The 16034-nt window shown below is 47.0% G+C and carries 11 protein-coding genes; 7 read left to right on the plus strand and 4 right to left on the minus strand.

Annotated features, from left to right (window positions below; all coding sequences use genetic code 11):
- Positions 1-515: 515 nt before the first annotated feature.
- Positions 516-3983 (plus strand): transglutaminase family protein, encoded by a 3468-nt coding sequence (locus tag ACX0G9_RS16800; protein ID WP_459066096.1) that lies wholly within the window; start codon positions 516-518, stop codon positions 3981-3983.
- A gap of 72 nt (positions 3984-4055) precedes the next feature.
- Here the strand turns inward: ACX0G9_RS16800 and ACX0G9_RS16805 are convergent, their stop codons facing one another.
- Positions 4056-5276 (minus strand): zinc-binding metallopeptidase family protein, encoded by a 1221-nt coding sequence (locus ACX0G9_RS16805; protein ID WP_459066097.1) that lies wholly within the window; start codon positions 5274-5276, stop codon positions 4056-4058.
- Positions 5277-5477: 201 nt separating this feature from the next.
- Here ACX0G9_RS16805 and ACX0G9_RS16810 point away from each other — a divergent pair, with 201 nt between their 5' ends.
- From ACX0G9_RS16810 to ACX0G9_RS16825, 4 genes are all read left to right on the plus strand, one after another.
- The gene (locus ACX0G9_RS16810) at positions 5478-6866 is read left to right on the plus strand and encodes an alpha/beta hydrolase family protein (protein ID WP_459066098.1); all 1389 of its coding nucleotides are present in this window, start codon (positions 5478-5480) and stop codon (positions 6864-6866) included.
- Positions 6867-6950: 84 nt separating this feature from the next.
- Positions 6951-8909, plus strand: coding sequence for a T9SS type A sorting domain-containing protein (locus tag ACX0G9_RS16815; protein ID WP_459066099.1), 1959 nt, complete (start codon positions 6951-6953; stop codon positions 8907-8909).
- A 162-nt stretch (positions 8910-9071) separates the two neighbouring features.
- Positions 9072-9584 carry a hypothetical protein gene (locus ACX0G9_RS16820; RefSeq protein WP_459066100.1) on the plus strand — a complete coding sequence of 171 codons (513 nt, stop codon included), beginning with the start codon at positions 9072-9074 and terminating at the stop codon, positions 9582-9584.
- Positions 9581-9850 (plus strand): hypothetical protein, encoded by a 270-nt coding sequence (locus ACX0G9_RS16825; protein ID WP_459066101.1) that lies wholly within the window; start codon positions 9581-9583, stop codon positions 9848-9850. The genes ACX0G9_RS16820 and ACX0G9_RS16825 overlap by 4 nt, the downstream gene beginning before the upstream one ends.
- Before the next feature lie 486 nt (positions 9851-10336).
- Here the strand turns inward: ACX0G9_RS16825 and ACX0G9_RS16830 are convergent, their stop codons facing one another.
- From ACX0G9_RS16830 to ACX0G9_RS16840, 3 genes are read right to left on the minus strand one after another with little or no spacing between them, the layout of a single operon-like run.
- Positions 10337-11245 carry a transglutaminase family protein gene (locus tag ACX0G9_RS16830; RefSeq protein ID WP_459066102.1) on the minus strand — a complete coding sequence of 303 codons (909 nt, stop codon included), beginning with the start codon at positions 11243-11245 and terminating at the stop codon, positions 10337-10339.
- Positions 11242-13788, minus strand: a complete 2547-nt coding sequence (locus ACX0G9_RS16835; protein ID WP_459066103.1) for a circularly permuted type 2 ATP-grasp protein — start codon at positions 13786-13788, stop codon at positions 11242-11244. The genes ACX0G9_RS16830 and ACX0G9_RS16835 overlap by 4 nt, the downstream gene beginning before the upstream one ends.
- 51 nt (positions 13789-13839) lie before the next feature.
- On the minus strand, positions 13840-14634 hold the full coding sequence (locus tag ACX0G9_RS16840) for a hypothetical protein (protein ID WP_459066104.1): 795 nt from the start codon (positions 14632-14634) through the stop codon (positions 13840-13842).
- A gap of 144 nt (positions 14635-14778) precedes the next feature.
- On the opposite strand from ACX0G9_RS16840, the gene ACX0G9_RS16845 reads away from it, so the two are divergent.
- Positions 14779-15537 (plus strand): DUF6090 family protein, encoded by a 759-nt coding sequence (locus ACX0G9_RS16845; protein WP_459066105.1) that lies wholly within the window; start codon positions 14779-14781, stop codon positions 15535-15537.
- A 23-nt stretch (positions 15538-15560) separates the two neighbouring features.
- A complete protein-coding gene (locus tag ACX0G9_RS16850) occupies positions 15561-16028 on the plus strand; it encodes an OsmC family protein (RefSeq protein ID WP_459066106.1) in 468 nt (155 codons plus the stop codon).
- The last annotated feature ends 6 nt before the right edge of the window (positions 16029-16034 follow it).

The raw sequence follows: 16034 nt of genomic DNA on the forward strand, positions 1-16034 counted from the left end.
TAGTGTTGGTTTATGATTTTTAAATATGAGCTGTTTGCCGGGTTGGGCGATAAAAATTTCCACCTGCTTCAAGGCAGATGAAAAAATCAGCTAAAAAAGATTATAAATACCGTTGGCAATTCGGTGCCGGAAGAAATAGAGGAAGGAGGGATCGTCGTCTAAAATAAAAGGACGGGAATACACCCAGGAGTATCTTTTTCATAAGCAATTCTATTCGTTAAGAGATGATACGAAATAAAGAGGAGGGCCTTAATCAATGGCTTAATAAAGCACTAATAAAAAAAATTAGTGCTCTACTTTTTTGTAACAGACTGAAAATCAAGCCAATTATTTTTAATAATTTCTTTTACTAAAAAAGAAAAGCATAAGAAATGCCTTCCCGATTTGTGAGGGGAATTGATTATCTTGGGCTAACCCGAAGATTTAAAGGGGTTTCCGGCAGTTCTGCCGCAGGAGGCTAAAATGATAAAAGGCCAAACGATTGCTTCGCTATTCATCCCAAACCATGCCGATCTATGTCTATACGGATAGCCATCAATCATCGAACCACGTACAGTTATGACCGGTACGTTTCCTTATCTCCCCATGTTTTCCGGTTAAGACCGGCCGTACATTCACGTACGCCGATCGAGGCCTATTCGTTTAAGGTGACCCCAAAGGAACATTTTATCAACTGGCAGCAGGATCCCTTTGGTAATTACCAGGCGCGGGTGGTTTTCCCCGAAAAAACGAAAGAGCTGAGTATAGAAGTCGAGGTGATCGCCGATATGATCGTCATCAACCCCTTTGATTTTTTTGTCGAGGAGTATGCGGAGAAATATCCTTTTGTGTATCAGGAACATCTTGCGGGCGAACTGCTTCCCTACCTGGAAACTAAGGAGCATGGCCCCTTGCTGGATCAATGGCTGGAAGCCATCGATAAAAGCCCCAGGAATATCAATGACTTTCTGGTGTATGTCAATCAAAAGATCAGCCGGGACATTAATTATAATATACGCATGGAAGCTGGGGTACAAACCTGCGAGGAAACCCTGTCCAAGGCATTGGGCTCCTGCAGGGATTCCGCGTGGCTCCTGGTGCATATTCTTCGCCGCTTAGGATTGGCGGGGCGGTTTGTATCCGGATACCTGGTTCAGTTAACGGCCGATATCAAATCACTGGACGGTCCTTCAGGCCCCGAAAAAGATTTTACCGATTTGCATGCCTGGGTGGAAGTGTATATTCCCGGCGCCGGATGGATAGGGATGGACCCGACTTCCGGTTTGTTTGCCGGCGAAGGACATATTCCCCTGGCCTGTACTCCCAACTATGTCAGTGCAGCTCCGGTGGTCGGTGCCACGGATGAATGTGAAACCGAATTTTCCTTTTCGAATACCGTAACCCGCATCCGCGAGGACCCCCGGGTGACCAAACCCTACTCGCAGGAACAATGGACCACGATCGAAGCGACAGGTTTGAAGGTAGATGAAGACCTGCTGGAAGGCGATCTGCGTCTCACTATGGGTGGTGAACCGACCTTTGTGTCTATTGACGATATGGAATCGGAACAATGGAATACCGCTGCAGATGGCGTGGAAAAGCGGGTGCTGGCGCATGATCTGATATTCCGCTTGCGGGATCAGTTCGGGCCAAACGGTATGATCCATTACGGTCAGGGAAAATGGTATCCCGGCGAAGCTCTTCCCCGCTGGCAGTATGGCCTTTTCTGGAGAAAGGATCTTGTCCCGATCTGGAGAAATGACCAGTTGATCGCCCATGAAAAAATAGAAAAAAAATATACGGCAGCCGACGCCCATGATTTCATACACGAATTAGCTAAACATTTAGGAGTGGGCGCGGACAACATCAGCGAGGCCTATGAGGATGTCTTCTATTTATTATGGTCTGAAGGCAAATTGCCGGTCAATATAGATCCCTTAAAGATCAAACTGGAGGATCCGATCGAACGCAAGACGTTATTCCGGCTTCTGGATATGGGTGCGAATGGGAAAAGCGTTGCCGGTGATGGTGGAGATACGGCTGGAGTTGGCCAGGGAGGTGGTATAGGTACTCCCGCTGGTTATACATTGCCGCTGAAATGGGATTATATTGCCGAAGAATGGCAGAGTTGTAAATGGGTATTAAAAAGAGGACATCTGTTCCTGGTTCCCGGTAATTCGCCGATCGGTCTGCGTTTACCCCTCGATTCGCTCCCTTTGATTGCCAAGGCAAAAGAACCGCAAAAGGTGGAAAGAAGTCTTTTCGAGGAGTTACCGTCGCTGGGAGATTACCAGCAAACAGTGAGCACCCGTTATGGACAGGCCTATGAGCTGGAAACGGCACGCCGTCGTTTTGCCGCAGCCCTGCAAAAGATCAACGACCAGGAGAGGATCGATGAGCTCGAAAGACCGATTGACATCGAAGTGATTAAAACAACTTTATGCGCAGAGGTACGCGATGGCATCCTCTATATTTTCCTGCCTCCGATGGATTACCTGGAGCACTATTTGGATACGGTCGCTTCTATCGAAGCCACAGCTGAAAAATTAAAGATCCCGGTCCGTATCGAAGGTTATGAGCCGCCGAGGGATTACCGGATGGAACGTCTAGTCGTATCTCCCGATCCCGGCGTCATCGAAGTTAACATTCAACCCGCGGCCAACTGGAAAGAATTAGTCCATACGATCGATACCTTATATGAACAGGCTTTCTTATCCCGTCTGGGCACCGAAAAATTCATGCTGGACGGCCGCCACACGGGCACCGGAGGCGGCAATCATATTACGATCGGAGGAGCCAAACCGGCCGACAGTCCCCTTCTCCGAAGACCTGATCTGCTGAGAAGCCTGATCGCCTACTGGCAACATCATCCCGGCCTCTCCTACCTGTTCTCCAGCGCTTTTATCGGCGCAACCAGCCAGGCCCCCCGTATGGATGAAGGGCTGGATGAAAAGTTATATGAAATGGAGATCGCCTTTGGCCAGGTACCGGATAACGGGTTTATTCCGTTCTACCTGGTGGATAGGATCTTCCGGCATTTGCTCACGGATCTTACCGGCAATACACACCGTTCGGAATTTTGTATCGATAAATTATATTCCCCCGATACCTCTTCCGGGAGATTGGGGATCCTGGAATTCCGTGCCTTCGATATGCCTCCGCACCGGCAAATGAGCCTGGTGCAAATGCTGCTGATCCGGGCACTGATCGCCAAATTCTGGAAGAAACCTTATAAACAGGACCTGGTACGGTGGGGAACGGAACTACATGATAAATTCATGCTTCCGCATTTTGTGCGGGAAGATATGCTGGAGGTAGTGCATGATCTTCAGGAGTCCGGATATCCTTTTGATATAAGTTGGTTCGATGCCTTTTTTGAATTCCGTTTTCCACGTTATGGGTCCGTAAAGTTACAGGGTATAGATATGGAGATCCGAATGGGCATAGAACCCTGGAATGTGCTGGGAGAAGAAATGTCCAGTTCCGGCACTGCGCGTTATGTCGATTCTTCTTTGGAAAAGGTGCAGGTCAAATTACAAGGTTTGAATGGCGACCGATATGCCTTGTTGTGTAATGGGCACCGTGTCCCGCTGATCTCCACCGGCATCAAAGAAGAATTTGTTTGCGGGGTCCGCTACCGGGCCTGGCAGCCTCCTTCCGCCCTGCATCCTACTATCGGCGTCGACACGCCCCTCACCTTCGATATTATCGACATCTGGAACAGCCGCTCCATCGGAGGCTGCACCTATTATGTCGCCCATCCCGGAGGCCGGCACTATGATGCCTTCCCGGTTAATGCTTATGAAGCCGAATCAAGACGTTTCAACCGTTTTGGCGTTACCTCGCATACGCAGGATGTATTACAGCCATCGCCTGGTCTTGCCGAAGTGAGCCGCTATATTGCCCAGGATCGTTTGCCTTTCCTTTGTGACCCTCCTGCGGAAGAGGTGAATAAGGAGTATCCGTATACCTTGGATCTAAGACGCTTCAGGAGGAAGAGTTAGGAATAGGTTGAACGGTTAAGGTTTGGCAGATGAGGTTTTGAAGTTCAGGTTTTGAAGTTCAGGTTTTGAAGTTCAGGTTTTGCTGTGGCAGACCTCGTGAATGAAACGAAGTTTTTCAATTACCCGGGCAGAAATGATAAAAGGATAAAAATCCGGGTGCCCCATACTACGGTTTAAACTATTGACGGCAAAACATAAAGGGATCCAGCCTTTGATGAGCCGGTCGAAACTCGTTCGGTCATAGGGATCCTGGCTGATCTTTGTCTTCATACCGGCTTCGGTCTCCAGTTCCACCGGATCGATATGGATTCCAAATGCCCAAGCCGTCTCCAGCGTATCCATCATATGTAAATAATGAGCCCAGGTTTCCGCCCAGTCCTCCCATGGATGAGATGTAGCGTATGGGCTAATAAAATGTTGGTTCCAGTCGGCCGGGGCGCCATTAGCATAATAAGTTTTCAGCGCCTCTGTATAATCCATTCTTTCATCCCCAAAAAGTTGTCGGAATTTTTCCTGGGAAGAGCCGTCCATAATAAGAGCATCCCAATAGAAATGACCTATTTCGTGGCGAAAATGTCCCAATAAAGTCCGATACCGTTCCCCAAGATCACGTTTGTGCCTGACCCTCTCCGCTTCGTCGGCCTCTTCGATATTGATGGTAATTACGCCGTTGTCATGCCCCGTCATTACTTTTTCCCCTGTCGGCGTATCGGCCATAAAATCAAATTCGATGAATTCTTCGGCTTGGCCGGTTAGCTCCGCGCCATTGATTTGGTCCGTCTGGCCATTTTCCGGTTTGCCCTTTTTAACCCGAAAGGGAAGGTGCAGACGGAGCAGGGAGTAGATAAGACGATGTTTTGCAACCTCCATATTTTTCCACCGCCGCAGATTCTCCTCATTATTCAGGTCGGGTATCACCCTGTTTAAGGCGCAGGCTATGCAGTAGCCTTCGTCGGGAGAGGAATCCTGAGGAGGGGAACCCTGAGGAACTGAACCCTGATGAAGTGAATTATTTGCAACAACAGGCACGGTCAAAACTGCCGGGATGAGCCAGTTGCAGGTGGCATATTCCGCATTCCGGCAATATTGATATAATTCTTTGTTATTAATAGCGTTAGAATAGGATTTCGTACCTGGAACAGAATCGGGTTTTCCCGGAGACTGATTAACAGGCGCCAGGGTGATCATAGTCAGGTTAACCGGATCAAACCCCACTTCATGCCCGCAGTTCAGGCATTGGCTGTTTTCGAAGTAGAGAGGGTTCTGACAATTGCTGCAGGTATATACTTTCATCTGGTCTGGTTGATTTTGGGTGGTTGTAGATTTTTAGGATTTATTATATTACAACAAGTATACCATGGCAAGCCGGTACCGACATATAAGTTCCATTATCCTAAAGGTCGCAAAAGTTTCACCGTTTTTGCAGGTTTAACAACTATTCATTAGCCGCAGTCTATCTTAGCATTAAAAAGTCTTCGTGGAGGGATTACAAAAATGAAAACAAGTAAGCTAATTATGCTGGTTCTGGTTTTCTATGTCAGTTCAGCCATGGGCAGAATAAGTCAGGTTCAGTCGCCTGAACAAATAAAGGCCGGCAAAATAACAGACACGGTCACCTGTAAAGCAGATCCTACTCAATCTTATGCCTTATATATTCCGGCAAAAATCACCAAAGAGCCATTGCCGGTCATTTATTTTTTCGATCCGCATGCCAATGGGGCAATTCCCCTGACTAAATATAAATCCCTTGCCGATGAATATGGTTTTATATTTATCGGCAGCAACAATTCAAAGAATGGGAATGACTGGGCAACCTCAGAAATCATCTGGCGACGTATGTTTGACGATACAAAAAACCGTTGGCCGATCAACCCCGGGCGGATCTATACCTGCGGGTTCTCAGGCGGTGCCAAAGTGGCGGGTTATATAGCCTTACAGCATCCCGATGTGAAAGGCGTTATCGCAAACGGAGCCGGGCTGCCCGATGGAACAACGCCTGCTGATTTCCACTTCAGTTTCACCGCCATTGCCGGTGAAGGCGATCTTAACCTGACCGATCTGGTAGCGATCAGCAAGGCCCTCGATAAAACACGAACCCGCCATCACCTGATTCTTTTCGACGGGAAACACGAATGGGCGCCCCTGAATACTATGAATACTGCCATTGCCGGGCTGCAACTCGACGCCATGCGACAAAAGGCAATCCCCGGCAGTGAGGCATTTATAAACCGTTATATAGAGAAAAGTAAAAAAAAGCTGGAGATCTATTCTCCTATGAATCAACTGGTAAAAGCCGGGCGGGAATACAAACTCTCCATAAGTTTTCTTGACGGATTAACTCCACAAGCCGGTTGGTTTGAAATAAAATTGGCTTCCCTTATCAACAATTCCCTATACCGGAAGCAACTACAAACAGAAGAAAATATATTGGTCACTGAACAAAATACCAAGGCGGGATACATGCGACAATTTCAGCAGTCAGACAGGCAATACTGGTTAAAAACCATTGATGAGCTTCAAACGGGGAGCCATGCGAAAACTGCCCAAAGCGCAATGAACGAACGTCTGCTTGCCTATCTATCCCTGGCATTTTACTCCTACAGCAACCACTTTATCAACAGTAATTCGAATAATGAAGCCGGATATTTTACAGATCTGTATAAAATAGCAGATTCCTCCAATAATGAAGCCTGGTATTTCTCTGCCATACTACATGCCCGGGGCAAACAGGCAAAAGCGGCAGAAAACGATTTACTGAAGGCCGTTAAATATGGGTTCAGGGACAAAGACCGTTTGATGCAACAACCGGAATTCCAACTGCTGGCAGCCCAAATAAATTTGTCAGGGATAACTAACCATATGCGGGGATCTGCTAAAAAATAGTAAATCCCCTATTCCACCCTGGTAGTTCGCCCCTGCTTGCAGTTACGAAGGGAGTTTTGTATTTTTAAGCCATAATCCAATCCCATGAAAGGGTCCATACCCATCGTTCTGCTAATGGTACTTCTCCTTTGTGGCTGCCTGAAAGGGTCGGCCCAATCCGTCCAGGGGATTGTCAATTCCTATTTTACGGTCACAACGGTGAACACTTCTGCGAATTCACTGATAGTAGATAATGCCGCCGGTCTGACATCCGGACAACGGATCCTGCTCATCCAGGCTAAAGGTGCGTCGATCAATTCCGCTAACGCATCTGCCTTTGGGGACATTACGAATATTAATAGCGCAGGTAACTATGAATTCAATACTGTCTGCAACGTCATCAATAACGAAGTGTGGCTTAAGGACCAATTAGCGAATTCGTATGATCCCGCGGGGCAATTGCAGATGGTTTCAGTGCTGAACTATCAATCGGTTACCCTATCAGGCGGGATCAGCAGTTCTGCGTGGGACCCTGTATCCGGTAAAGGGGGGATTGTTGCTATCGAAGCGGCGGACACGATCTATCTGAACGCAGATATTGATGTCAGTGGGCAGGGATTCAAAGGGGGAAATCTCGTGAATTATCCTGTTCCGCAGTATAATTGTGATTGGTTCGCTGCAGTGACTAATTATTACCTGCCCCTTCCGGCTTCCGGAGATTATACAGGAGGTAAAAAGGGAGAAGGAATTGCCGCCTATATTCTTAACGAAGAGTATGGCCGCGGCAAACTCGCCAATGGCGGCGGAGGCGGCAACAATGCGAATACAGGCGGGGCTGGAGGAGGCCACTATGGAGCAGGAGGAGCTGGCGGGGAAAGGACCGGAGAATCCACCTTCAGTTGTCATGGCGCAGACCCGGGTATCGGGGGCCTCAGCCTGGCTACTTATGGATATACAACATCTGTCAACAGGATCTTTTTTGGCGGCGGGGGCGGTAGCGGTCATGAGAATAACGGAGTAGGCCTGCCGGGCGGCAATGGTGGTGGTATTATTATTCTTTCAGCTTCGGTGGTCATGGGTAACGGCGGTAGATTGATGGCCAATGGGGTTTCTCCGCTCAACCCTGCGAATTCGGATCCGACCCAGGCCGAAGGAGATGGAGGCGGTGGCGGAGGAGCCGGCGGTACCGTTATCATCAATGCCGCTGTAGTCACAGGCCTTATTACGGCTCAGGCCAATGGCGCCCGGGGTTCCGATGCAAGCAATTTGGTGAATGATTGTACAGGCCCCGGAGGAGGTGGCGGCGGTGGAGTGATCTGGGCAGCAGGTTCAGTATTTCCGGCTGCAGTCAGTGCTTCCATAAACGGCGGTCCAAACGGAGTAGTAAGTAGCGGCAGTTCCAAAACGTCCTGCGTTGGCCAGCCCAATGGCGCCGGACCCGGACAAACCGGTAGCAGGCAGGCCAGTTATGCGCCTCCCCCGGTTACCGCCCAGGTATGTATAGTATTGGCTTCCTCCGCACTGAAATATTTTACCGGGCGCCTGCAAAACCAGGAAGTTTTGTTGTCCTGGGCTCTATATCAGTCAGGGATAACCGGTGATATCCGGTCCTATACGATTGAAAGGTCCGTTGACCAGGTGAACTTTACTGCATTAGCAACGCTGCCGGATCAACCCGGGGTGGAAAGTTTTCGCTATTCAGACCAGACTGTCCTGGCAGGGACGGTACTCTACCGGCTGGAATGGACTGACCGGCAAGGTTCTCATTTTTTTTCTCCCATAGTTGCGCTGACCCGAAATGATATTGTATTCCTGTCTGTCCGGTTACATCCTAATCCCGCCCGCGACCTATTAGGCGTAGACATGTTCTCACAGTGCGGAACGCAAGCTGTGCTGAGGATCTGCAATGTCCAGGGACAACTATTGTTTTCCCGTTCTGTTAGTCTTCATACCGGAGCCAATTCTTTCACCCTCCCTGTTCAATCCCTTGCTTCCGGCATCTATTTCCTGGTGATTGAAACAAAGGAATGGCAGCAGGTAGTGCGCTTTCTTAAGCAGGAATAAAGCGGGATTTGTTTGGGACCCGGATGGAAAGTTTGCCAACCAGTTTAGGTGGATATTAGAAGGCAGACAAAGATAAGTCATTGATTAATAGCTAGTATTGAAATAAAAGGTGTTATTTTGTTCGCTGTTTGCAAATCACGAACAAAGAACTAACTTTGGACTATGAAATCCCATAATGGCATGCGCCCACAGGATATCGTGTTACTTCTCAAAATATTGACCGTGGCTGAACCCCACTGGCAGTATAGGGACCTTGCTGCCTCACTTTACCTCAGCATTTCAGAGGTATCCGAATCCTTACACCGAAGCCATACTGCAGGACTGGTCGATGAAAGCAAACGAAAGATTCATCGCCAGTCATTAATGGAGTTTATACGCTATGGGCTTCCTTATGTATTCCCCCAGGTACCAGGGACCATGGTCACGGGTATACCTACTGCTCATTCCTACTCTTACTACAGTAAATTATTTAAAAGTGAACTAAACTACGTCTGGCCGGATACTGAAGGAAATATGAGAGGGCTAGCCATTCAACCATTGTATAAATCCGTTGTTAAAGCCGCAAAAAAGGACGAGCTATTATATAAATTGCTTGCGAGTATTGATATAATCAGGGTCGGCCGCACAAGAGAGCTAAAAGTTGCCCTTGAAGAATTGCAAAAAATCATCTTATGAGTCACCGCGAAAATATAGCCAGGATTAAAGCTGTCCATCTGGCGTTGGAAGAGCTTGCTTCAGACGTCGTCTTCGTAGGCGGAGCAACCGTCTCACTTTATTCTACGAGGCCAGAGACGGAAACAAGACCTACAGACGATGTCGATATAGTTGTCCAGATAATTCAATATAAAGAATACGCTGCTATTGAAGATAACCGAGCGAAGCGAAGGTTAGGAACAAGGAGGAGCAAGAGACGAAGCTCCGACAAAGTTCGTGAGAAGTAAGGGCTTTGCTAATGATGTAGCATCGGGAATTATCTGTCGCTATACTATCCATGGCATCACGGTGGATGTTATGCCCACATCTGAGGATATATTAGGGTTTTCAAATAAATGGTACCCGCCGGCATTTTCCAATTCAATCCACATGACACTGGAGAAAGGTATAACCATTCGAATATTTTCTGCACCATATTTTCTGGCTACCAAACTGGATGCATTTGTGGATCGGGGAGAAAATGAAGGTAGATTCAGTTCTGACTTTGAGGATGTTGTCCATGTGTTAAATAACCGTATGAAATCTCAATAATTAGTGCAGACGTAATTTCAAATAGCGATTTCAATTCATCAGCCGAAACTTTAGCAAGGATAAACCATATAAACCTGATTAAGAGAAACCTACTTGACAAACTGATTTCAGAACATGATGTAACTCTTCAAAACGTGACAAAACATGAAGCACAACGAATGCAGCGAGTATAGCCAACGCCCTTACCCCTCCCTCCTTACATCGACCGACACGGCCAAACCATGGGAACCGCTGCTGATGATTATCCCTTTCAGCGGCGCGATATCTGCATAATCCCTGCCCCAACCAATGGTGATATGCTGATCTCCGGGCAATACGTTATTGGTGGGATCGAGGTCTATCCAGCCCAAATGAGAGATATAAACGCTGAACCAGGCATGGGAGGCATCCACGCCGATTAGTTTTTCTACGCCCGGCGGCGAAAGCGTTTCTATATAGCCGCTTACATAACGCGCAGGCAATCCAACAGACCTGACACAGGCAATCGCCAGATGGGCAAAGTCCTGGCATACTCCCTTTCGTTCGCGCATCACTTCGGCGACCGGCGTGGAGACCGTTGTAAAACCCGGTGTGAACCGGAAATCCGAAAAGATCCGTCGCATAAGTTCCGTGGCCGCCTCCAGGACAGGCCTTCCGGGTCGGAAAGAGACCCTGGCATAGGCTTCTATTTCATCATTCCAGGCCGTCATTGGGGTTTCAAAGACATATTGTTTGATTTCGCCAGCCTCCTGTAAACCAGAAACCTGCATCCCTGCCTTTTGCCCAACTTCCATCAGACTCTGTCTTACCGTCCCGACGTTAGTCTGATCGAACAGATTGATCTCCCTGCTTCCCTTTGCCTTTTTTTCCATTTCGGAATGTACATGGACTGTCAATTGCGCATGTTCTTTTTCAATAGAAAAATAAATTACTTTGTTGCCGAAGAAATCGGTGTATTCATGGAGCGTATCCGGTTCGGGAAAAATCCGGACAGTTGCATTCAGGCAATACTGACCATCGGTATTCCGGGGAACCAGCCGCAACACATTGTGACAAAGACTTACCGGTTCAAAATAAGTATAGGTCGTATTATGGGTAATATGATAAGTCATCGGAAGGTAATAGTTTTCGGGGTGAGCTCATGTTTGAAATACGTCCTGGAGATTACATCCGGGATAGCGGATAACAGACCGTACATTTTGGATAAGAACCCATCCAGTTTGGAATATTCATCCTCGGTTCCGCCCGAAGCGAGCTCCCGTTTGTCCGCCAGTTTCAGCAGGGTATCCGCTTCCAGGATCAGCCGTTCATATTCGGTCAGTAAATAACCCGTTTGGTTCTTGGGCAAATTTTTGAGATAGGCCTTCAAACGATCCACCTGGTAAGTCAGGGACCGGGGGTTATTCGGATCGAAAAGCATAAGGTCCAATACCAGTTCATTATTGAGCGGCATCCGGTACTTATACCGGTAATTCACCAGGCTTTCGTTACTCATCAATACACTCTGCTGAAGGTTGTACTCTACCAGGTCACTGTATTTGGCTACCATTGTCGTTCGCAGCATGGTGATCAATAAAAGGCTTTGCTCTATCTTACGGCCGACATCCAGCATGATCCATCCTTGTTCCCGGGAGATGCTTTCCCTGTTCAGACCGATGAAGGCAACCATAGAGGTAATCAGATCATCCAGGGTATGCAGCATCCGCAAATGCCCCTGATGCGTTAAGGGAATATCCTGCCGGAACTCTTCTTCTATAGCCCTTAATACCCTCCAGGTATCCGTGGACCAATGCTCGCGGACCTCATGGATCGCCCGGTAGAATTGCAAAAAATTATTTTTCAGGCTCCCTGCCCTTTTTTCATTCAACAAAATATCCTTTAATTCTTTCCAGGGATCGTCCAGCTTTTCTTCGCTTCCCTCTCCTGCAAATCCGGGATATGTATAACTATATTGGGTCAACGCCACCAAAAGACTACGCTCCGTCTGGCTGTTATTTTCAGTAAGGAGTTTATTGCCTTCCGCTACGAATTGCATGACTGTCCGCAGGAACCGCGCATTGCCCAGCACTCTTTCTGTATAACGGCCTACCCAGAATAAATTTTCTGCAGCATGACTTGGCAACATGTCGTTATAGGTCACCGTAGATCTTTCCGGGGTTTCCTTCAAAGGTGTCACCAACCGGACAGGTTCAGGAGAAAGGATCCAGGCATCCTTGCTGATACCACCCAATTGGTTGGAGATCAAAAAATTTCCGGCCTCCGAAGAGGTCCGGCACAAGCCTCCGGTCATCGCTACATAACCTTCTTTATTACTCACCAGGAAACTCCGGAACAAAACTTTACGGGATTCGATCTTCCCGTTGATCAGGGAGGGAGTAGAAGAAATATCGACTTTCTCCTGGCCGACAAACAAAGAAGGGTGGGCCTTGATCCGTTGTTTGAGTTCAGACAGTTCCTTGACCGAAAGGGAAGCTCCATCGATAGATGAACTCCCTGTCGGACTGCGGTGGATACGTTTGACGACTAAGGAAGGTAAATTTGCCAGGACATAATCCAGTTCTTTCGGCTGGCCGCACCACCAGGAGGCAATGGTCGGAATGAGGAGGTCTTCCGATAAAAAATAACGGGATACCTGTTGCAAAAAAGGCATAAGCCCCGGATTTTCCAGAATGCCGCTGCCGATCGGGTTGGCAATACTTACATTTCCGCTTCGGACCGCCTGTAACAGACCCGGGATACCCAATTGCGAATCTTCTTTTAATTCAAGGGGGTCGCAATAAAGCTCGTCCACCCGGCGCAGGATCACATCCACCCTTTCCAGACCGCCCATGGTCTTTAACCAGACATAATTGTTTTTTACGATCAGGTCATTACCCTGTACGAGGGTAAAACCGAGGTAAGAGGACAAATAGGCATGTTCAAAGTAAGTTTCATTATTGGAACCGGGGGTAAGGATGACGATCCGGGGGTTCAGCCCCTGGTTGGGGGCTATTTCATTCAGACCGTTACGCAGCGCATTAAAGTAGGGCGAAAGATGCCGCACTTTCAATCCGTCAAACAATTCCGGCATGATCCGGGTCATGGCAGTCCTGTTTTCAAGGGCATACCCGGAACCGGAAGGGGCCTGGGTACGGTCATTGACGACCCATACCTTCCCATCCCTGCTTCTGGCCAGATCGGCGGAATATAAAACCAGATGGTGCCGTCCGGGGAGCCGGATACCGGAACACTGACGAATAAAACCGGCATGGTTGTAAATCAGTTCTGCAGGCAGGATCCCGTTTCGGATCAGTTTCCGCTCACCATAAATATCGCCCAATACGAGGTTTAAAAGACCGGCTCGTTGTAAAAGACCTGATTCGATACCTGGCCATTCATTTTTACCGATGAGGAAGGGTATGATGTCAAGATTCCAGGGCCGATTCATTCCCGAAGGCTCGCCATAAATATTATACGTGACCCCGTTTTCCTTTAGCAGACGCATCATACCCTCGTTACGGCCTGCTATTTCTTCGTTCCCTAATTGGCAATAGGACTGAAAAAAAGTCTCCCAGTGAGGGCGGAGTTTGCCATCTTCCCCTAATAATTCATCATACCCATGATTATTACTGAAATAGTCTTTAAATAGAGGGTTTGAATGCAGGTCAGGTGTCATAGTTTTCTCTTATATCCATCAGCAGCAATGTTCCGGTAGTTAAAAATAACGTTATTTCTCTATTTTCTTTTGAAAAGCCGGATTTAAAAAGGGATAAAGGGAAGGATAGGAATAGGTTAAGGAATAGTCTGGATCAAAACCACCGGACGAAGCAAGGGGACAGGGATCGATAATTTCTATTCCCTTGCCGGTTATGATAAAATTGTTCATTTGAACGGTATCCTTACAATCTTTATCGATCGTTTGAATCATCTCTGCATAGGTATCCTTAGAGATTTCTTTTTTCTTTAGCGCATTTTTCAAATTGATCGTCTCATGTCGCTTTAGGAATCTTCGTTTATCCTGCAATAATTTATGGGTAAAACTATCCAGTTTATCCTCCCTGATCAGATCGGTGATGCCAATGCCCTCTCCTGTCCTTATGTTGAAATTAAAATAATACTCGTTTCTGACAATATGATGCCCTCCACTCTCTTCGACATATACATGAAGGGAAAGCAGGTTATTTCTGTTGAAAGTGACGCTATAAGAGAGGTCCGATAGCCCGTCTTCAATAAAATCCCTTAGCGCCTTTCTGACTTTTTGGGTGAAAGGCTTTTTGGCAGTCTTTAGGTCCTCCTCGTCATCCAACGACGGCAGTGCGACACTCCTTATCGTTTCATTCATCAATTTATCCGCTAAAGGATTTTTGCTGGCTATGATGGGATAAATAATGGTGGAATCTCCGGGATCATATATTTCAGGTTTCGGACGGTATTTTATTTCCCGGATTCGCACGGCCTGAGCGGAAGTAAGGGAAGCAGATGCAGAAAAACATACTATCAATAAAAGGGACAGGACTTTCATAACATATTATTACTTTAATTAATCTGAGTGGGCAATCCGGAAACCGGCCCATTCCAACAGGCATTGAAGGGTGTTAACGCGAATGATCAGCAAAAATTATGAACATAAAATAATACCTTCGAAAATTAAACCAGTAAGAATACCATGGCGGAAAATGAAATAATCAAACACACGGAAGCAGCTTATAAGACCATCAAAGACCCGCATACATCCTGGAAGCATAAGATTAAAGAGATCCTGATCGAAATAGTGATCATTGTATTTGCCGTTACCATTTCCATCTGGTTCCATAACTGGAGCGACCGATCCCGCGAGAAAAAAGAAGAAAAAGAGTTTCTCACCGGCTTAAAAAAAGACCTGAAGGATGATATTGAAGATATAAACGGCTCCCTGAAATTTTACCAGTTTGCAATCAGTGGAATGGATTATTTTATCAGGGTTGGCAGCGAACCAGCTCTGCCTAAAAAGGGAAACGAAACAATTTTTAACAGTGATAGCCTAAACAAATACCAGGGTATTTTTTTTAGCAGTGCAGACTTTCAGCCCAGAAATAGCAGATATGAAGGATTAAAGGCCAGCGGTAAATTTACGATCATAGAAAATAAAGAGTTGCTAAACGATATCATCAGCCTGCATGAATCTTATTTCCCGCGAATCATGACGTTGAATAAATACTATTACGAAGAGATCTCCAATAAGGTCACTCCTTTTTTAAACGCCCATTTCCAGTTGGCCCTGAATGGGGGTATTGCCAATGCGGATGAGGTTTTGAGGATCTCGGAAATGCGCCTGCTGCTGAGATTTAATAAAAGTTATATAACAAATAATATACTGCAGGCCTACGAAGATGGTATAATGAATAGTAAGGAGGTCATCGAAAAAATTAATAAAGAATTGGAATAAGTGAGTTGTAACTTTGCCTGACTATGAAAGAACATCATTATAATGCCACAATCACCTGGACCGGCAATCTGGGAGAAGGGACCAAAAACTACAGGGCCTATAAAAGGCATCATACGACCAGCATTACCGGCAAACCTGATATTCTTGGGTCATCTCAGCCTTCTTACCAGGGGGACGCTGATCGCCACAATCCGGAAGACTTATTGCTGGCCTCTATCTCAACCTGTCATATGTTATGGTATCTGCATTTATGTTCGGTGGCGGGGATCACCATTACCGGTTATGTGGACAGACCGGAAGGAACCATGCTGGAGAAAGATGATGGCAGCGGGCATTTTACGGAGGTTATCCTGCATCCCGAAATAATCATTACCGATCCTGCGAAGATCGAAAAAGCAAAGTCGCTTCATCACGATGCCGGCAAAATGTGTTTTATCGCCAACTCCTGCAATTTTCCGATCAAACATGTACCGGTTATTACCGGCATGTAGTACACT

The sequence above is a fragment of the Flavitalea flava genome (assembly GCF_054461575.1).